The sequence below is a fragment of the Streptomyces sp. NPDC093600 genome (genome assembly GCF_044764755.1).
In the GTDB taxonomy this organism is placed as follows: Bacteria; Actinomycetota; Actinomycetes; order Streptomycetales; family Streptomycetaceae; genus Streptomyces.
The window spans coordinates 89,356-108,613 of sequence record NZ_JBIWIU010000006.1 but is presented as its reverse complement, the minus strand read 5'-3'; the positions used below and the strand labels follow the sequence as shown (position 1 = coordinate 108,613).

Below are 19,258 nucleotides of genomic sequence, written 5' to 3'. Positions count from 1 at the left end.
TGTTCGATATTTCGTCACACGTTCGAAATGGTGGCGTGACCGTAGTGAGGCGGTGTGGGGCCTGTCAACGGTTCGCGCACGGCCGGCAGGCCTGCCGGGACCGGAAAGCCCTGGGGAGCGGACGCCACGATGTGATCGATTCATTGCATTTAAGGTGCGGTAATTGATCAGTTTATGGGCCCGAATTGTTCAGTGGCGGCCGCCCTTTCAGCAAAGTCACATGGCGAACCCGAACTGACTATGCTCCCCACATGTGTTGCGCTGCGCTCACAGCGAGTCATGGACGCTGTGGTGCGCGCGGACGGCACGCGGCTGCCGAGGGAAGCGACCATGGGCGCGACCCCGAAGCAACTGGTCGGGGGCCTCTTCGGAGCATGTGCTCTCGCCCGAGAAAAGTCCGGCCCGTTTTTGTCGCGCATCGCATTTCAGCCCGCTCATTCCCGACTGTTTAGGGATCCCTTGATGGTTCGCGCAGGTTCGATCTCCAGAGCCCGGCCGCCCGCGGCCGCTCCGGTATGGCTCATTTCTCCGGGAGTTCTGGCCGGAGTCCTCGCGATAGCGCTGCTCTTCTCCCCTGCGCAGATACGGACACCGCTCGCCTGGTGGGGTCTCGCCGCGGTCGTCCTGACGGCGATCACCTCGGCCGCGACGGCGCGCCGGATCCGTTCGGCGGACGCGGCCGCCCACGCACGGGCCGCGGCCGAGGCCGAGGAGCACCACGCCCGGCGCGAAGCCGCACTGACGCGGCGTCTGTCCGAGCAGCGCACCACCACCGTATGGCTCGCCGAAGAACTGCTCCCCGCGGCCGTCGCCCGGCTGCGGAAAGGCGACGCCGGCTCGGAGATCCTGCGGACCGTCACCTTCGGCGAACACCTCGACGACGAGTTCGCCCAAGCACTCCGCGGGGCCCTGCGGACGGTCCTGAACGCCGTGGAGATCCAGGAGCAGACACGCGACTCCTCGCAGCGGGTACTCGTGGCGGTCGCGCGCCGGGTCCAGGCGATCGTGCATCAGCTCGCCAAGGACCTCCACACCATGCAGATCGTCCACGGGAACGACTTCGAGGTCTCCCGCGGCCTGCAGGACATCGACCACCGCAACGCCCTGATCGGCCGCCTCGCGGCCAGCATCGCCGTCCTGGGCGACTCCCGGCCCGGACGCCAGTGGTCGAAGGCGATTCCGCTCTACGACATCCTCCGGGGGGCCATGTCGCGCATCGTCGACTACCCCCGCGTGAAGCTGCAGTCGGTCACGGAAGTGGCGGTGGTCGGCCCCGGGGCCGAGCCGCTGATCCACCTTCTCGCCGAACTGCTCGACAACGCCACGACGTTCTCCCCGCCGCAGGCCCCGGTGGAGGTGACCGCCAGCGAGGTGCCCTCCGGCATCGCGATCGAGATCGAGGACCGCGGGGTGGGGCTCACCGAAGAAGTCCGGCAGCGCGCCGAGCGCATCATGGCGCAGGCGGGGTCGAACGGTATCAATCTGGCGGCACTGGGCGAGGTCACCCAGCTCGGCCTCCCGGTCGTCGGCAGGCTGGCCCGCGAGTACGGCTGCCAGGTCGACCTGCGCACCTCCGCCTACGGAGGCGTACGGGCCGTCGTGCTCGTGCCCCGGAATCTGATCACCACGTTGTCGCAGCCGATCGTGAGGATCCCCGACATCGCCCGCAGGCACTCGGGCGGCCCCGCCCTGCCCCGGCCGACGCCCTCGGGCCCCACCCCGACGGATCCCGGCGAGGCCCGGAAGACCGTCAACGGGCTTCCGCAGCGGCGACGCGAGTCACCGGTCCCGCCACCGGTCGTCCGCGTCTCCCCCGAGCCCCCCGCCGCACCGCCCGCCCCGCGGCGGACCAACGGCGCACGCCGCCAGCCGGGCCTGATGTGGGAGGCGTTCAAGGGCGACAAGAGATCGGGCACCGCACCTTCCACTCCACACAGCGAGCCGTCAGATGAGGTCGAGTAACATGCAGCCACTGCCCAACATGGACTGGATGCTCAAGGAGCTCGAGGGCGGCGTCCCGTACGTGCGCCACGTGGTCGTCCTGTCGTCGGACGGCCTGTGCATCGGGCAGGCGAACACGGAGCCCGACACCGCCGACGCGATCGCCGCGGCCAGCTCCGGCATCCAGAGCCTGGCGAGGGCCATCGCACAGCGGTTCCCCGACGGCGACGGCTCCACGCGGATGGTCGGGATCGAAGCCGACGGCGGCTACTTCTGCATGATGGCGGCCGGCCCCGGCGCCTATCTCGCGGTCCTGGCCGACGAGGAGGTCGACGCCCGCCTGCTGGGCGACCGTATGCGGACGTTGGTGGTCCGGATCGGTCAGCACATGACCAGCCCGCCTCGTGATGACATCGGGCAGGCGATGTGACATCAGAGAAACAGGACCCGTGGAACGAAGGCGGTCCCGTTCCGCTCTATCTCCTCGCCGGTGGCCCGGACTCCTCGGCCAAGACGGCCGGGACGTTCAACCTGGTCACCCTCATCGTGGCGCGGTCCGAACCCGAACCCGCGATGCAGCCCGAGCAGGCGGCCATCCTCTCCATGTGCGCGTACCCGCTGTCGGTGGCCGAGGTGTCGGCGTACCTCAGCCTTCCGTTCAGCGTCGTCACGGTGCTGCTCTCCCGCCTCGTCGACGACGAGCTGGTGGAGGCGATCGCACCCGTGCCTGTCGCGGAATACCCCGAACGCGGCCTTCTGGAGGCGGTGATCCATGGACTACGTAAGCTCTGAGGCGCTCAAGGCCGGCCCACGCGGCACCGACATGCTGCTGCCCCACGGCGCCCGGGGAGTCAAGGTCGTGATCGTCGGCGGCTTCGGCGTCGGCAAGACGACCATGGTCGGAGCGGTCAGCGAGATCCCGCCCCTGACCACCGAGGAGACCATGACCCAGGCGGGCGTCGGGATCGACCACAACCCCGGCGCCCACGGCAAGAAGACCACCACCGTCGCGATGGACTTCGGCCGGATCAGCCTCGACGAGGAACTGATCCTCTATCTCTTCGGCACCCCGGGACAGGAACGCTTCTGGTTCCTGTGGAACGGCATCTTCGAAGGCGCGCTCGGTGCCGTCGTCCTCGTCGACACACGGAGGATCGAAGTCTGCTTCGAGGTCGTGACCCGCCTCGAAGACCGCCGCGTCCCCTTCATCGTGGCCGTCAACGCCTTCCCGGACGCCCCGCAGTACCCCGTACCAGATCTGCGCACCGCTCTGGCCCTCAGCGAATCCGTACCCATCGTCACCTGTGACGCACGTGACCGGGCGTCCTGCCGTGACGCCCTGCTCTCGCTGATGGTCTACCTGTGCACCCTCACCGCCGCCCAGGAGCCCGTATGACCGTCCCACCCGCCGAGAACACCGCCACGGAGCCCGGGCCCGTCCCGCCTCCGGGCTGTCCGGCCCACACCCCCGCCGGAGCCGCCGGAACCGGTGGAGCGACCCGGCTCTACGGCACCGTCGCCGCGACCGACCCCATGGGGCTGTACGAGGAACTGCGCGCCGCCCACGGTCCGGTGGCGCCCGTCCTGCTCGACGGCGACGTACGCGCCTGGCTCGTCCTCGGGTATCTCGAGAACCGCGACGTGGCCACCCGCTCCACCCACTTCTCCCGCGACCCCCGCGTCTGGCACGGCTGGACGAGCGGGGAGATCGACCCCGCCACCTCGCCGCTCATGCCGATGATCGGCTGGCGTCCCGACTGCGTGTGCGCGGACGGGGAAGAGCACCAGCGGCTGCGCGGTGCGGTCACGGCCGGCCTCGACCAGTTCGACCACCACGGGCTGCGGCGCCACATCACGCGCTTCGCGCACGAGTTGATCGACGGGTTCTGCGAGAAGGGCGAGGTGGAGCTGGTGAGTCGGTTCACCGAGCACCTGCCCATGCTCACCCTCACCCACCTGCTGGGCATGTCGGACGAGTCCGGCCCCCAGCTCGTGCACGCCGCCCGCGATCTCTTCAAGGCGACCGAGACGTCGCTCGCCAGCAATGCCTATGTGCTGGAGAGCCTCGAACAGCTCGTCGCCGTCAAGCGGGCCCAGCCGGGGTTCGACATCGCATCAGCGCTGATGGCCCATCCCGCCAACCTCACGGACGAGGAGGTGCAGCACCACCTGCGCCTCATCCTGCTCGCCGGATATGAGACGACAGCCAACCTCATGTCCAACGTCCTGCGCATGGTGCTCACCGACCCCCGGTTCCGCGGGTCGCTGGCCGGCGGCCAGATGACCCTGCCGGAGGCGGTGGAGCAGGTTCTCTGGGACGAGCCGCCGCTGATGGTGTGCCCGGGCCGCTGGGCCAAGGGGGACACCACCCTGGGCGGACAGCGGATCAAGGCGGGAGACATGCTGCTGCTCGGCCTGGCCGCCGGCAACGTCGATCAGGTGATCCGCCCGCACGGCTCGTCATCCGTGCACCACAACCGCGCGCACCTGTCGTTCAGCGCCGGCATCCACGAGTGCCCCGGCCAGGAGATCGGCCGGATCATCGCCGACGCCGGCATCGACACCCTGCTCGCCCGGCTCCCGGACATCGCCCTGTCCATCCCGGAGGCCGATCTCACCTGGCGCTCCTCCACCTGGGCGCGGCATCTGACGGCGCTGCCCGTCGACTTCGCGCCCCGGGCGCCCCACGTCCCGGACATCCCGGCACCGCTGCCCGCCCCGCCCTCCCGGAGCGGCGGTGAGCCCGCCGCGCCGCCGCGGCCGGAGAACGACCCCGATCCGCGACACCATCCCGCACCCCGTTCCTCGTGGCGGTCGCGCGTCAGACGCCTGCTGTGGAGGCGGTAGGCGTTCACGGACGTACGCGCGAAGGGTGGGCGCCTCACGGGGCGGGGGCGTAGCGGGGGGCTCCGGTGTACCAGGCATGGAGGCCGGACAGAAAACTGCAGGCCCCCCGGAGCCACGTCTCCAGTTCGAGGCGCTCACCGGTGTGCAGACCGGCTCGCTGGACGAGCGGGGGCAGTTCGCTCCGCCTGAGGTGGTCGAAGTGACGCAGCCGCGCGTTCACCAGCTCGACGGCCGCGGGCACCGCCTCGTGGACGGTGATGCCGAGGGATGTCGCGAGGACGACGACGAGGTTGTTGACGTCGCGTTCCTCGTGGACCTCGCGCTCGTAGGAGGCGATGTCGTTGGCGAGCCCCATGTAGTCCATGAAGGCGTCGAGCAGGGCGCGGACGGTACGGCTGCGGCGGATCCGCTCGGGGATCCGCCCGCCGGTGGCGAGCTCGACGGAGTAGGGGGCGGTGTAGGCGGCGAAGCTCTCACGGCGGAACTGCGCGTACTCGATCAGGTCCGGGACACGGCCGGTGCGGCTGTTGGCCAGCTCCTGCACTCCCGCGTCGATGTAGCTCGCCAGAGCCCGGTTGAACTCCGGCCGCCAGTACGCCAGTTCCCCGGGGAAAAGGTGTCGCTGGAGGGCGGCGATCCCCCGCTCCACCGCGTTCCCCGGCTCGGGTAACCGCGCGTCCGCCTCCGACGGCAGGAAGTGGTGGAGCCGGGAGGTGAAAGCCACGGCCCCGGCGAGGTCGTCCGTCCGCTTGAAGGCGGAGGCGAAGTAGTCGTCCCAGGCCAGAGCCCAGACGTTGAACCGGTGGTTGAGCACCAGTGCGGTGCGCGAGGCATCGGGAAGCGTCCACGCGGTCAGCCGGTCGACGGTCATGGCATGGAACGTGGACCGACTCCATATCGCCCGCCCGGTCGGAGGCCCTTCCTCACCGTCCAGCATGCCCATCTCGCGCGCCCACGTCTCACTCGCCTCGTGCAGGGCGGGCAGATACGGATTGGCGCGTACGGGATAGGGCATCCAGAGACCGGGAAGCGTGACGGCCTGCGCTGTCATGGGAACCAGCCCTTCCTTCTCTTGGTCCGGCACGGATGTGCGGACCATAGTCGCGAGCGGCCGGGCGTGTGGGAAGGCGACCGGCGTTCACCTGCCGGTGCTACGGCGCGGGCTGGGCGCGGGACCCGCTGCCAGAAGCCCTGTGCATGCTGCAGCCCCGGGCCGCTGCCGAGCTCCGGGCCTACCCTCTGCCGCCTCCCGCCTGGCGGTCCAGGAAACCGAGCAGTCGCGTTTCGGAGCGGAGAAGCCGCTCTCGCTGCTCCGAGGGAAGAGAAGCGAGGGCGTCGACCAGGACTCGGTTCCGTGGGACGTGCACCAGGCTGCCGGCGTAGATCCTGCAACCGGAACACCAGGCGAGCCGGATGCAGCGCTCGAACATGGAGGACTCGGGCGGATGGAAGCGGTACCGGTAGGAGCGGACGGGCGTCGACCCGGCCGTTCGGCGTGGTGCGGACGCACTGGAAGCCATGCGTGGGCCGATCACCGGAGCGGAGCCACAGCCACCGACCAAGTGCTGCCGCGAGAGGCGGCAGCATGCGGTGGGCAACGCGGCGGTGGGGTCCGTCGGATCAGCGAACGCGCGCGGGAACGGACGCCGGGGTGACCCCAGGGCGCGCTGACGACGACCGGGGCCGCAGCTCCCGTGTGGTGTCCCGATTGGTTCACGAAGCTGTCGCGGTTGAGACCCGGCCGTCCCCTGTGTCGTGCAGTGACGGATAGCGTTCCCGACCTTGGGGTCGCACGTCCGTGCGGCGCCGACCATGCACCTTTCTGCTCTGACGACTCCACGGGGGTACGGCGACATGACCATGCGACGAGACGGCATGCCGGATGACAGGTTCTCCCGGCGACGTGCACTACGGCTGGCCGGCGGCGGTCTCACGATGGCCGTGCTGACCGCGGGTGTGGCCGGTTGTCGTGAGGACGGCTTCGATGCCGGCGGATCCGGGGGGTCCGAGCCGGTCGGCGGAGACAAGCCGGCCGGGAGCGGCGCCGGTAAGGACGGGCAGGCTCCTGAGCCGCTGTGGACGAAGACGACATCCGCTCAGACCTACGGCGACAACGACGAACTCGTGGCCGCGGGCGGTGTGGTGATCGCCAGCGGTGCTCCGCTGGTCGCACTGGACGCGGCGTCGGGCAAGGAGCAGTGGTCGCTGAAGGACGGCGCGACCCCCGGGGCACCGATGCTGCTCGGCAGCAGCACGCTGTATCTGGCCAGCGCCGCCTACGACGGCACCGTCGCCGGCTACGACCCGGCCTCGGGTAGGCAGACGTGGCGCAGCCACCTGGGCAAGGACTACCGGCAACCGAGACCGATCGCGGTGGACGGCGATCAGGTGTACGTCATCGCCGAGATCCAGGAGGCCGACGGCTCGTCCAAGACCAACGTGATCGCCGCGCTGAACAGCGCTACGGGCAGAGTGGCGTGGAAGGAACAGCGCGACTTCGGCACCGAGCAGAACGGTATTCACGCCCATGCCGACGGTCGCCACCTCGTGTACACCGACTTCAAGAAGAACCTGACGGTGCGCGACACCGCCACCGGCAAGCAGGTGTGGACGCACAAGACCACCAAGACCAACTACGGCTTCTTCGCCGTGTACAAGGATCTGGTGATCGTTCCGCAAGGTCCGGATCTTCTGGCTTTCGGCCTTGCCGACGGCTCGGCGAAGTGGTCGGTGAAGACCGCCGAGAGCTACGTCGCTTTCAAGGAGCCGGCCGTCCTGGACGACGTGCTCTACATCGCCGACAGCGACCGCACGATGCGTGCCCTCGACCCCCGTACGGGCAAGGAGATCTGGCAGTCGACGGCGCTCGCCGACGCGAATCTCACGGTACCGCGGCAGTACGTGAAGGCGGGCGATGTCCTGTACGCGGCCACAGATCTGGACGAGCGGGGTGGTGTGATAGCCATCGAAGCGAAGACCGGTGCCGTGCGATGGACGTTCAACGACAAGACCGGTGACTATCACGCGTGGCTGGTGGCCACGGACGGGAAGCACGTGTTCGCCCTGCACGGCAAGAAACTGCACGCGCTGCCCGTCTGACACCCACTCAGACCGTTCCAGCCCGGAACCGGCGCGGGTCCTGGGCCTGCGCCGGCCGTTCCTGGAGGTCCGGTACGGACCTTCGGAGCGGTCACCGGCCGGGCACCGGCTGTCGGTGGGCAGCGGTCGCCTAAGCGCGGTCCCGGTCTGCGGAGTCGGACAGCCCGGCGGAGACGTCATGCTCGTTCTCGACGGCGGGTCCCTCCTCGACGGCCTGCACTCCGGAGGAAGGAAGCAGCTGGGGAATGCCGTCGACGATCGGATAGCGACGACGCAGGCGCGGGTTGTAGAGCGCGCCCCCGCTCTCGTCGAGGATCAGCGGCCCCTTGTCGAGCGGGCAGGCGAGGATCTTCAGCAGCGGGTTGTCAGGCTTCATGACCGGGTTCCTTCGGAAGTGGGGTGTCCGCGTCGTGTCGCGGCAGGGTGAGCAGAACCGTCAGTGCGAGCACGATGCCGCCGAGACGCAGTAACAGCCGCAACAAGTCATCGGGCAGCGGCTCGTCGAACGCGATCGTGCCGCTCACGATGGTGAACACACAGGTCACCGTCGAGCACACCGGGACGATCAGCGAGGCCCGGCAACGCTGGAGCGCGGTCTGTGACAGCACCAGACCACTGACCCCTGTCAGCAGGAGGAGGTACGGGTACGGGGAGGAGACCAGGGCGGGCACGCTACCCAGGAGGTCCGACGTGTCCAGATGCCCGGAGACGCCCTTGATGGCGAGCGAGCTGACGCCGTAGATCAGACCGACCGCGACCGCGTAGGCCACTCCTGTGGTCGGCTGCCGATGGCGCCGACGGGCGCGCCGCTCCGCGGCCGTGTAGAGCGCCAGGCCGGCCGCGAGGGTCGGCACGCACAGTGTCAGCAGGGTACCCGCGGGCGCGCTGCGGCTGATCTCCTCGCTGGACTCGTACAGCGAGGCCACCACCATCACCAGCGCCAGACCGATGACAGCCACCGCACGCCGCTCACGGCCGGAGGGGCGCTCACCGAGCACCACCGACGAGAGCACCAGCAGGAGGACCAGCCCGGACAGGAACAAGCCCTGGGCGGCGGCGATCGGCAGTGTGCGGTAGACAGCCAGCTGCGCGGCGAACCCCAGGGCCAGCGCCATGGCCCCGCAGATCCACAAGGGCCTGCGGGCCAGCAGGATCAGGGCCCGGCCCGGCTGTGCGGCGCTCAGCGGCGGCATGCCTGCCAGCGCCCGCTTCTCCAGGACGAAGCCGGTGCTGTACAGGACGTTCGCCACCAGCGCGGCGGTCACACCCCACACCACGGGCTACACCTTTCTCGCATGTACGAGGAGGATGGAAGCGAGGGACGGCAGCCCACAGGCCAAGCGGTCCAGCGGGCGGAGCGGGCGCGGCACCCCGTGGAACGGCGCACCGGCGACCGTCACCACCTCGAACCCGGACGCCGCCACGAACTCACGCAGCGCGCGCGCCGTGTACAGCCTCAGATGGCCCACCACCTCCTTGCCCGGTCTGCCGTGGATGCGGCGCAGGCTCACCTCGGAGAACACCGGCTGGATCCCGGCGAGCAGCAGGGCGCGGTTGTACCAGGCGCCGAGGTTCGGCGTCGAGAGCATCAGATGCCCACCCGGTCGCAGCACCCTGCGCAGTTCGTCGAGGGCACTGTCGGGATCGACAAGGTGCTCGACGACCTCGCTGAACAGCACGGCGTCGGCGCTGCCGGAGGCGAACGGCAGCCCGCTGCCGGTCAGCTCGCCGCGGACGACCTGGCTCAGGCGCGGCGCCGCCCGGCGCAGCGCGTCCTGCGACCAGTCGATCCCCACGATGCGGTGCCCGTCCAGGACGCGGGTGGCGGTCGCGCCCGCCGAGCCGTCCCCGCAGCCCACGTCGAGCACGGTCGCGGCCGGGCGGCCGGGCCCGACGGGGCCGAGCGCATCGGCCAGCATCCGGGCCTGGCGCAGGGTACGGGCTTCCCCCGAGGCGACGGGAACGGTGGGGTTCTCGTAGAAGTCCCGGAGCCCGGGAACCGGCCGGCCCGGCGAAGTCACCGCCGCCTCGGGCGACTTCCCGGTTGCTGCGGAGCCGCTGGCGGAGAGAGTCATGACGGCCTCTTGTGGTGGTCCTGGGCGGAGCGGGCTCCACCTGGTGTCGGGTCGGGATGCCGCGTGTCGCGGTGGTACGGGCCGCCCGGGCCCGGTGCGTGTTCCCGGGCCGGAGTCGCCTCGGCGTCCGCGGCGGTGGCGTCCACCTCCCCGGTCGCGGCTCCCGGCCCCGCCCCCGGAGCATTCGCCCCGGCAGAGGTGAGAGAGGTCGTCGACAGCGACGCCGCGAACAAGCCCACCAGGTCCGCACCGGCCGCGTCGTCGAGCAGCGCCCGCGACCAGCGCAGCGTCACATGCAGTCGCCCGCCGGTGGACGCCGCGGCCACGCTCAGCCCGCGCGGCATCCGCGCCGGTGCGGAGAACCACACGGCCGTCGCCCGGCCGGCGTCGCCGAAGTCCAGCGTGTACGGCACGCGTCCGATGTTGGTGACCAGTGCCGTCGACATCCAGGGCGCCGCCACCCGCCGTGCGCCACGGGTGAGCACGCCCCGGATGCCGACCGGCAGCAGCGGTGCGGTCAGCAGACTCGCCCCGGCACCCAGGGGGGCGCCCTGTGCCGACTTCAGCGCGTGGGTGCGCCGAGCGGTGGTGCGCAGCAGCCGGGCCACAGCTGCCGGGTCCGGCCGCTCACCGAGCAGCAGGTCCGTGTCGTGCGGGTCCTCGGGGGTCATGGCCACCTCGACGAGCCGGGTTCCGTTCCCCATCGGCATCTCGGTGCCGCGCGGCCGGTCGTCGACGGGCATCGTGATCCGTACGGAACCGGCCGGTCGGCCTTGCGAGACGTTCCAACGGGCCACCATCAGGGAGGTGGCGACCAGCAGTTGGTCGTTGACGGTCCAGGGCGAGTGGCCTCCGTCCCGCGTCACACGCCGAGGAACGGGCAGGTCGGTCTGCAGCATGCCGTTGCCCACGGCGCGGGCGCGTACCGGCTCGGGGCGGGAGTCCGGCGCGACGCGTACGGGGCGCGTACGTACGGCGCGGCCTGTCCCGCTCGGAGCGGGGCCCGGGCGCCCCGGCCGGACCCGCCCGGCGACCGGGACGGGGTCCACTCCTCCGTACTGTTCCGCGGTCGTGGCGAGGAGCCGCAGCCCCGACGGCGCGTCGAGGGCGGTGTGATGCATCGTCAGCAGGAGCACGGTCCCGGTCCGCGAAGCCTCGCCCGCCGCCGTCCGCTCCGGGGCGCCCGTTGCCCCGTCCGTCTCGACGACTTCCAGGCGCAGGGGGGGCGACAGGGTGAGCGGCGGGCATGCGCTCAGCGCGCGGGCCCGGGCAGCGGCCAACGCGTCGGGGCCCCGCCCCGCGAGGCCCACCGGGTCGCTGTCCGGTTCACCGGTGAGCTCCCACGCGAAGGACCGCCGGTGCCGACGGCCGGGCACTTCCCGCACCAGCACCCTGGAGTGCGTCAGCAGCGCCCGCCGGAACGCGGCCCGCAGCCGTGCCGGGTCCAGTCGTCCGGGCAGATGAACCTCGATGTGCACGCTCTCCGGTTCGTCGTCACTGAGGCAGTGCCGCGACACCTCGTCGACGGTCGGAAAGGGGATCCGGACGCCGCCGGGAGAGGCATCGGTCCCCCCGGCGGGGGTCCAGGGCGCGATCACGAGGGGCCACCGCCTTCCGGCCGCCGAAGGGGCGGCTCCGGCCTGTGCCCGTCGCCGGTTCCGCGCGGCTTGGCCGTGACCACCGGTCCGGCTTCCGGCGCGTCGGAACCGTCGTCCTCGCGCCCGTCGCCACGCCCACGGGCGGCAACGGACGCCGGCCTCACCGCGGTCACCAGGGCGGAGGCCAGCGCCACCAGCGCGAGCACCTGGGCGAAGCCGCTGAACGCGCCCTCCCCGGTGGCGACCGGCTCCCCGGCGCCGACGGCCGCGACAAGGCCCGCTCCGGCCATCGCCGCCGCCGCGGTCGGCACCAGCACGGCCGGCCGGAACCGTGCCGCCAGGGCGACTACGGGCACGACCAGGGCCAGCGGCCCCGCCGCCACCGCGACGACCGCGGTCAGCGCGAGTGTTCCGAGCGGCATCCCCGGCGGCGGCGGTTCGGGCAGTTCCTCGTCGGTCCCCCGGTCTCCGCGTCGGCGGCCCGCGAAGGCCAGGGCGGCCAGGGCGACGAGGGCGAACGCACCGCCGATCAGGGCTGCCCGGTACGACCCCGAGGGCTCGAACTCCATGGTCACCGTGCCGGACGCCCCGGCCGGAATCACCCAGGCCTGCTGCCAGCCGTCGAGGCGCACCGGCTCCAGTTCCGTGCCGTCCAGGGTGGCCTTCCAACCGTCGTTGGCGTTCTCGTAGGTCCGCAGGTACGTCGCCTCGCCCGAGCCGGCCGACACCGAAACGGTCCGGCTGTCGTCGGTCCACCGGGTGACGGTGGCCTCGCGCCCCGCCGCTCCCTCCAGTTCCCGCGGAGTGCCCCGGGTCAGCGTGACGTCGGTGATCGCCAGCGGCCCCGCGTCACCCGCCTCCACCTCGTGATCGCCGGGCGGAAGGTCCAGGGTGCCGTCCTTCTCCTCTCCCGCGCAGAGGGCGACGGTGACGGGGCGTCGCTCGGTGAGGTCCCGGACGAGTCCGGATGCCTTCGTCTTGTGCAGGACACCGCCCACAGCGAGGTCCGGGCCCTCACCGCACAGCAGCGAGAAGCGCGCGGACGGCTTGGCCCGCGGCACTCGCAGATCGGCCAGTGCGGGAACGTGCACCTCGCTCAGCCCGACCGGCAGCTGCAACCCCGCGTTCGCCACCGGATTGTGGACGGTGAGCGGGGCGACCCTGCTGATGGTGATGTCGAGCCGGTTCGTCTCGATCTGCGGGAAGCGGACCCGCCCGTTCTCGTCGACGTCGGCCACCGCGGCGCCGTGCGGGGAGCTGATCATCACCTGTTCGGGCCGGGTGGACACCCCGCCCGCCGGCGCGAGGATGACCTCGTCGATCTTCTTCTTGCGGGGCCAGCTCAGGTGGATGACGGGCCGGTCGCCCGCGATCCAGGCGGTGGTGAGGTCACCGTCGACCAGGTTGCGGGCGCTGAGTGACGCGCCGCCGCGGCTGATGGAGTCCACGGTGGCCGTCACCCGGTCCTTCGGCCCGGGGGCCGAGCGGTCGAGCAGTTCGTCGAGCGCGCCGCCGGGCACGGCGACGGCTCGCGCCGACACCTGGTACTCGCCCGGTTCGCGGGTGCTGAACCGCCGGTGCAGTCCCACCTCGGCCGATACGGGCGACAGACCGCCCGCGTCGGTGCCGCGGTGCAGGGAGTACACGCTCGCCGCCGCGTCGGTGTGCTCCGCGTCGGCAGGCAGCACCAGCATGCGCGTCACCTGGACGTCCGGGACCGACACCTCGGCGAATCCGGCTCCGGAGAGGCCCGGGCGCGCCTGTTGCGCGGCCACGATGGTGATCTTCATCCAGGAGGCCTCGCCCGCGGGAGTCTTGACGGTCTGCGGCAGGCCGTTCGTCTGCAGGGGGCTGTCGGCCGAACCGCGGTCGGTCTCGATCCGCACCTGGGTGGGCGCCGCGCGCATCGAGTCCCCCGGCAGGGGCGTCAGCTGGATGGAGGCCGGGATGTCGGTCGGCCGGGAGAACTCCACTCTGAGCCACTGTCCGGCCGGCTCGCCCGGGCTGCCCTCGGCCCACGCGGTGTCCGGGTTGCCGTCGAAGGCGTTCACCGGGTCGTACTGCGGCAGGTGGAACAGCCAGTTGCCACTGCTGGAAGCCGTCACGGCACGGGCGCCGCGCAGCACCGCCGTCGTCTGGTGGTCGGTGCCCTCCGACGGCAGGATCTGCTTGGGCTCCTCGCCCGGGTTCTGCAGGCTGCCGGGGTGATTGCGCTCGTCCGCCGTGTACGTGTACGAGGTGTTGTTGTTGACCAGGCCGAACCGGGTGTCGGCTCGACGCAACCCGTCCGCGGCCGCCTTCACCGGCGGGACGACGCCCTGGGGAAGACCGTCCCCCGCCAGTACGGCCGGCCGCTCGGCCATCGAGGGGTCGGCGGACAGCTGGAGCAGCGCCTCGGGTCCGCCACTGACCACGGCCGTGTCGGCCACGGCCGAGACGCCGACCCGGTCGGGCCTCCCGTCGCGGTCCTGCGGCTGATAGATCTCCACGGCCTGGAGCCGCGGGTAGAGCCCCTGCACCTGGAGTGGGGTGTCGGCGGCGATGCGTCCGCCGGTCACCAGCGGTCCGAACCCGGTGATCTTGCGGTAGCCGGACGATTCCAGGGTCCGCTTCACCGTCTGCGGCGGGACATAGCCGATCTGGTCGGGGTCGAGGTCGTTGCGGACGACCACCTCGTGCATGCCGGCCCGTGCCAGGTAGGCCTGGAGGCCCGGAACCTCGGAGCCCGACAGCAGCGCCTGCTCGACGGCGTCCGTCATGCGGCGTGCTCCGGGCGTACCGAAGGGGACGAAGTCACGCTGCGCCCAGGGGGTCTCGGCCAGGACGTCGAACGGCTGGTCGATGGGGGATCCCCAGGTGTAGATGCCGTGCGCCGTCGCCGGTACGACCAGTGCCCGGCTGTTCGGGGCGTTGTCCTTGAGCCAGTCGGCGGCCTTCTCCCAATGGGTGGGCAGTTTGGTGAACGCCCCGGGCTGGAGGACCGAGCCGTTGACGTACGGAAGCGCCAGACCGGGCAGTACCAGCACCGCCGTGGCAGCGGGCACCCAGCGGCGACCGCGAAGTGCGCGAGACCCCCTGCTCTCGGACAGCACGGCTGTCAGATGGGCCAGTCCGAGGGCGAGCGCGAGGGCCAGCCCCGGCTGGAACTTGTAGATGTTGCGGAACGGCTTCAGCGGCCCGTTCAACCAGTCCTGGACGGCACCGTGGAACGGACCGCCGAAGGCTCCGCCGTACCCGGCGAGCGCGATCAGGACGACGGCCAGGACGGTCAGCATCAGCCAGCGGCGCTCCGGCAGGTCCCGCCGGGCCAGGCCCGCCAGCCCCAGCGCCGCGGCGAACGCCGAACCGAGAACGGTGACGACGGAGGTCGCGACGGTCCAGCCGGCCGGCAGCCACGCCTCACCGAAGTTCAGATAGGCCACCCAGTTGCCGGCGCCGCGCAGCAATTCGGTCGCGGACATGGTGGCGGTGGTGGTGTCGGCCTGCTCCACGTACGGCATGAAGTTCTCGCCGTACATGCCGAGCAGGAGCAGCGGGACCACCCACCACACGGTGGCCAGCACGACGCCCGGTATCCACCAGACCAGCAGCGCCCGCCGCCGTCGGCCGGGAGGGCGGCTGAGCAGGTACAGACCCACGGGCAGCAGCGCTGCCAGTGTCGAGGCGGCGTTCACGCCGCCCATGAAGGGGATCAGCAGGGCCGAACGTGCGGCGGCCGTCCGCGGGCTCGACTTCGCGGAGGTCAGCGGCAGCAGCACCCAGGGCAGCACGGCACCGGGCAGCGCGGCGGCGGAGGTCGATCCGATGACGATCGTGAAGGTGGGCCACAGTGCGTAGACGACCGCACCGACGGCCCGGGACGCGGGCGTCCCCACGCCCAGCCGTTCGGCGAGCCTGAGCGCGCCCCAGAAGGCAGCGGTCACGATGATCGACAGCCAGAGCCGTTCGGCCAGCCACACCGGCACCTGCAGCGTGTCCATGAGCGCGTAGTAGGGCAGTGCCGGGAAGGCGTAGCCGATGTACTGGTTGGCTATGCCGCCGAGGCCCACGTTGCCGTTCCACAGCGAACCGAGGTCGCCGATGAAGCGCCAGGGGTCGAGGGCGACGCCGAGTTTGGTCTCGAACGTCATCTTCCCCGGTGACACCGCGAGGAACGACACCAGGACGACGGCCCAGAAGCCGAACAGCAGGCGTCTTCCGCGCGGATCACCGAACGCCTCCGACGGCTTCGGGCCGGGCTGCGGCACCCGCGTGGGCGCCTGGACCGTAGTGGTCATGACCGTTCCTCGCTTCGCATGCTCATGGGCTTCGCCTGAGAATCAGCAGCAGATTCCAGGTGGCGATCTCGCGGAGTCCCGGCACCCGGGTGATCGTGCTCGCGAGGAATGGCCAGTAACGGGAGCGCGCCGTGACGACCTGTACATCGTCGCGGCCGCGGACGTGCCGGAGGGTGGGACCGATATGGACGGGGAAGAGGTTCTCGCCGAGCGTGTGCTTGGCCTCCCGGCCGGTGCGCCGTTCGTAGCGTTCGCGGGCCCGGTCGGCCCCGAGGTAGTGCCACGGCGCGGTCTCGTGGCCTCCCCACGGGGAGAGCCAGTTGGTGAACGACAGGTAGATCAGTCCGCCGGGGCGGGTGACTCGCGCCATCTCGCTGATGAACGTCTGCGGGTCCGACACGTGCTCCAGCACATTGGACGAGAAGCACACGTCCGCCGCCCCGTCGGCGAGCGGCAGCAGATATCCGTCGGCGAGCACCGCGTCCTCGGTGACCGGGCCGCCGGCGCTCAGCTCCCGCAGGTCGGGCTCGAAGAGGTAGCTCTGCGCACCACGGCGGCGGAACTCCTTGGTGAAGTGGCCGCTGCCGCCACCGATGTCGACGACGATCTTGCCGGACAGGTCGATATGACGTGCCACCTGTGCGACCGAGTCCCGGGCCAACAGGGTGTAGCACCGTTCGGGATCGCTGGGTTCGCGCATGAACGCCCGGAAGAGAGCGGCCGATCGCCTCAGCGACGGATCCTTGAATCCGCGTTCGGTGATCTCAGCCATGGCCGCGCCCGCCGCGTTCCTGGACGGCGGCGCGGGCCACCGCCTCGGCGGCGACCTCCTGGAACTGACGGACCGTCATGCTCCAGCGGAAGCGCTTGGCGCGCTGCGCGGCGGCACGTCCCATGGACGCGCGCCGTTCGGTGCTGAGGGACAAGGTGCACCACGCGGCGGCGAACGAACTCTCGCCCCGGGCGAGCACCCCGGTCTCCCCGTCCTCGACGGAGTCGCACAGGCCGGGTATGTCGAAACCGATCGCGGGGGTGGCCCGGGCGGCTGCCTCGGTGACGACCAGCCCCCAGCCCTCGACGAGGGAAGGGTGCAGCAGCAGCCACGCCTCGCACATCAGCCGGTGCTTCTCGGCGTCCGACACCCGGCCGGCGAACGTCACGGCGGGGCCGGCCATGGCTTCGAGGCGTGACCGTTCGGGACCGTCACCCACGATGACGAGTCGGCCACCGGTCACGGGGCGGACCCGCTCCCACAATCTGAGAAGCAGGTCGATGCGTTTGTACTCCACCAGTCGGCCGACGGCCAGGAACAGCGGCTCCTTCGCCTCGGGCAGCAGGGGGCCGGGCTCTTCGACGCCGTTGTTGACGATCCGGATGCGGTCCGCGGCCACGCCGATGCCGCGCAGCTCGGAGGCGGTCGACTCCGAGACGGCCACCATCAGGTTGTCGCGGTGCGTTCCTGCCAGTGCCCAGTGCTCCAGCCTGCGTCCGAGCCGTGCCGCAGGGCCCGGGTAACGCATCTGCCAGAGATCCGTGTGCACGTGGTTGACCAGGCACAACGTCGGTCCACGGTGCCACAGCGGCGCCAGGTACGGCATGCCGTTGCACACCTCGACCAGCAGGTCGCAGTCGCCGACCTCCCGGGCGAGGGTCGCTCTGGCGCGCAGAAAGTGGCCTGCGTCACCTCCCGCGGAGACCACCCGGTAGTCGCGCGGGGCGGCCGGTCCACCGCACACGAGCGTCACCTCGTGGCCGCCGGCGGTCAGACCGTCGGCTATCCGGTCGATGAGCAGTTCCGAGCCACCGGCGGCCCGGTTGGCCAGGTCACGGCGGGCGAGAAAGGTGATCCTGCGCGGCAGAGGTGCGTCGGGGGATGCGACGTGCGGGTCAGCGGCAGGCGAGTCGGCGACGTAGCTGCCGGTGCGGGCTTGAGGGGGGACGGAAAAGGAGTCCTTCTGGCCGAGGGCCAGGGCGGACGCGCGCTGGGGCATAGGGGTGCTCCAACTCGGGGCTGCGAGAGGCAGGCGGGTGGGGTTGCCGGGCTTCCGGGGATGAAGCGCTGGGCTGGCTCGGTGTGCGGGTGCGGCGGGTACTGCGGGTACAGGCGCGGGTGCCGCGGTGCCGGACCGGACCTGGACGTGCGTGCGTCCTGTCCGCACCGGGATGGCGGGAGACCCCTGGATGGGAGCCGGTTCCACCGGGAAACACTTGTCTACTGAGGGGTAACGTCAGTGTTCGTTCAAGCGATTCGTTACGGCTACTCACGGCGGTGACAAGTTCGGGCCGTTCGAAGAGCCGCGTTTCATCACTCTTCTGAGTGTCGCGGCCGTCGGCCCCGAACCAGCAGCACCGTGCCCGCGGCGACCAGCAGACCGCCCGCGATCCCACCCGCCAGAGGCGCGGTCTCACCGAGCAGCTCCAGTCGGCCGCTGTCCTCGGAGGCCAGCTTCACCTGCTCGCGCCGGGTCGCGTCGGTGAATTCCAGCCGCTCGCTGGACAGCAGGGTGACCGCGTCCTTCCGTGAACCCGGGGCCCGTAGCGTCTTCGTCGGAGCGATCAGCGCGTTCATGATCCGTCCCGTTCGCGGGTCCACGGTCAGCTCGATCCTCGCGTTGGAGTACCACTCCTCGGCCAGAACCTGGCCCGGCTTCGAACTGCCGACCAGTACGCCGGGGACCAGACGGGTGCCCGTCGCGGTGGCCTTGACGGCACCGACGAAGCGGTAGCCCTCGTGCCCGTCGATCTTGGTGACCTCGTCGAACTCCAGCGGCACGGTGGCACCCAGAGTGCTGTCCCACCAGGCGTAGGTGCGCTTCTCGACGTCGAACGGGAACTTCAGGTAGGCCTCGCCCTCGAACCGAGGCTTCTCCTCGCAGCAGTGCACCGGAAGGTTCGTCCGGCGGTCGGTCACCCATCGTTCGGTGGCCCACTGCAGGGACTTCCGCGGGTCGGCGAGTGGCAGCGTCTTCGGCGTGTCGATCTGGGTCGACACGTCCCAGATCGCGTTTCCGGTGCGCTCACTGCCGGCGACGTCCCCCAGCACCCGGCGGGTGATCGTTATCGTCTGGTCGTCCACCCTGGAAACGGACCCGGTGTCGAAGTAGCTGCCCTGACCTTCGAAGACCGTCGTGGAGACCGTATCGGTCGGCGTGCGTTTGGCGCGCGGCTCCACGTACCAGGCAAGCAGTTGGGTGAGCACCAGCAGAAAGACACCGGCACCCAGCAGAATCAGGGACAAAGGTGATATCGAACGACGCATGCGGGTACTCCGATACGGACGCGAGATGCGGGAGTTCAGGGCGGTGCGGGACGGGCCGCGCGCACGGATCACAGCCTGTCCGGGGCGATGAGCGACTTACCCGGTGGTAACACTGCTGTGAACGGCGAAGCTAGGTGGAGCTTGACCACCTGTCAATGCGCC

The 19,258-nt window shown here is 70.8% G+C and carries 15 protein-coding genes; 6 read left to right on the top strand and 9 right to left on the bottom strand.

All coding sequences use genetic code 11. The annotated features are described in order from the left end of the window. Positions 1-462: 462 nt before the first annotated feature. Genes ACIRB4_RS17130 through ACIRB4_RS17110 form a run of 5 tightly spaced genes read left to right on the top strand, consistent with a single transcriptional unit; the run spans position 463 to position 4,788 of the window. On the top strand, positions 463-1,962 hold the full coding sequence (locus ACIRB4_RS17130) for an ATP-binding protein (RefSeq protein WP_403292023.1): 1,500 nt from the start codon (positions 463-465) through the stop codon (positions 1,960-1,962). Between the two features lies 1 nt (position 1,963). Beyond that, positions 1,964-2,371, top strand: coding sequence for a roadblock/LC7 domain-containing protein (locus tag ACIRB4_RS17125; RefSeq protein WP_403292021.1), 408 nt, complete (start codon positions 1,964-1,966; stop codon positions 2,369-2,371). Then, positions 2,368-2,733: a DUF742 domain-containing protein gene (locus tag ACIRB4_RS17120; RefSeq protein ID WP_403292020.1), complete on the top strand. Its 366-nt coding sequence runs from the start codon at positions 2,368-2,370 to the stop codon at positions 2,731-2,733. Before ACIRB4_RS17125 ends, ACIRB4_RS17120 begins: the two co-directional genes overlap by 4 nt. After that, on the top strand, positions 2,714-3,337 hold the full coding sequence (locus ACIRB4_RS17115) for a GTP-binding protein (protein WP_403292018.1): 624 nt from the start codon (positions 2,714-2,716) through the stop codon (positions 3,335-3,337). The genes ACIRB4_RS17120 and ACIRB4_RS17115 overlap by 20 nt, the downstream gene beginning before the upstream one ends. Next, the gene (locus tag ACIRB4_RS17110; RefSeq protein ID WP_403292016.1) at positions 3,334-4,788 is read left to right on the top strand and encodes a cytochrome P450; all 1,455 of its coding nucleotides are present in this window, start codon (positions 3,334-3,336) and stop codon (positions 4,786-4,788) included. Before ACIRB4_RS17115 ends, ACIRB4_RS17110 begins: the two co-directional genes overlap by 4 nt. A 34-nt stretch (positions 4,789-4,822) precedes the next feature. On the opposite strand, the gene ACIRB4_RS17105 is transcribed toward ACIRB4_RS17110, so the two are convergent. Beyond that, positions 4,823-5,839, bottom strand: a complete 1,017-nt coding sequence (locus ACIRB4_RS17105; RefSeq protein ID WP_403292015.1) for a hypothetical protein — start codon at positions 5,837-5,839, stop codon at positions 4,823-4,825. An 824-nt stretch (positions 5,840-6,663) separates the two neighbouring features. On the opposite strand from ACIRB4_RS17105, the gene ACIRB4_RS17100 reads away from it, so the two are divergent. Further along, positions 6,664-7,887: a PQQ-binding-like beta-propeller repeat protein gene (locus tag ACIRB4_RS17100; RefSeq protein WP_403292013.1), complete on the top strand. Its 1,224-nt coding sequence runs from the start codon at positions 6,664-6,666 to the stop codon at positions 7,885-7,887. A 130-nt stretch (positions 7,888-8,017) separates the two neighbouring features. On the opposite strand, the gene ACIRB4_RS17095 is transcribed toward ACIRB4_RS17100, so the two are convergent. From ACIRB4_RS17095 to ACIRB4_RS17060, 8 genes are all read right to left on the bottom strand, one after another. Beyond that, positions 8,018-8,263, bottom strand: coding sequence for a Trm112 family protein (locus ACIRB4_RS17095; RefSeq protein ID WP_403292011.1), 246 nt, complete (start codon positions 8,261-8,263; stop codon positions 8,018-8,020). Further along, on the bottom strand, positions 8,253-9,164 hold the full coding sequence (locus ACIRB4_RS17090) for a DMT family transporter (protein WP_403292010.1): 912 nt from the start codon (positions 9,162-9,164) through the stop codon (positions 8,253-8,255). The genes ACIRB4_RS17095 and ACIRB4_RS17090 overlap by 11 nt, the downstream gene beginning before the upstream one ends. A 3-nt stretch (positions 9,165-9,167) precedes the next feature. Next, entirely contained in the window at positions 9,168-9,962 is a 795-nt protein-coding gene (locus ACIRB4_RS17085; RefSeq protein ID WP_403292008.1) for a class I SAM-dependent methyltransferase, read from the bottom strand. Continuing rightward, a complete protein-coding gene (locus tag ACIRB4_RS17080) occupies positions 9,959-11,560 on the bottom strand; it encodes a condensation protein (RefSeq protein WP_403292007.1) in 1,602 nt (533 codons plus the stop codon). Before ACIRB4_RS17080 ends, ACIRB4_RS17085 begins: the two co-directional genes overlap by 4 nt. After that, complete coding sequence (locus ACIRB4_RS17075; RefSeq protein ID WP_403292006.1) at positions 11,557-15,837, bottom strand: alpha-(1->3)-arabinofuranosyltransferase family protein; 4,281 nt, start codon at positions 15,835-15,837, stop codon at positions 11,557-11,559. The genes ACIRB4_RS17080 and ACIRB4_RS17075 overlap by 4 nt, the downstream gene beginning before the upstream one ends. Before the next feature lie 22 nt (positions 15,838-15,859). After that, entirely contained in the window at positions 15,860-16,609 is a 750-nt protein-coding gene (locus ACIRB4_RS17070) for a class I SAM-dependent methyltransferase (RefSeq protein ID WP_403292005.1), read from the bottom strand. After that, positions 16,602-17,828, bottom strand: coding sequence for a glycosyltransferase family 4 protein (locus ACIRB4_RS17065; RefSeq protein ID WP_403292004.1), 1,227 nt, complete (start codon positions 17,826-17,828; stop codon positions 16,602-16,604). Before ACIRB4_RS17065 ends, ACIRB4_RS17070 begins: the two co-directional genes overlap by 8 nt. Positions 17,829-18,142: 314 nt before the next feature. Continuing rightward, positions 18,143-19,096: a DUF3068 domain-containing protein gene (locus ACIRB4_RS17060; protein WP_403292002.1), complete on the bottom strand. Its 954-nt coding sequence runs from the start codon at positions 19,094-19,096 to the stop codon at positions 18,143-18,145. Between the last annotated feature and the right edge of the window lie 162 nt (positions 19,097-19,258).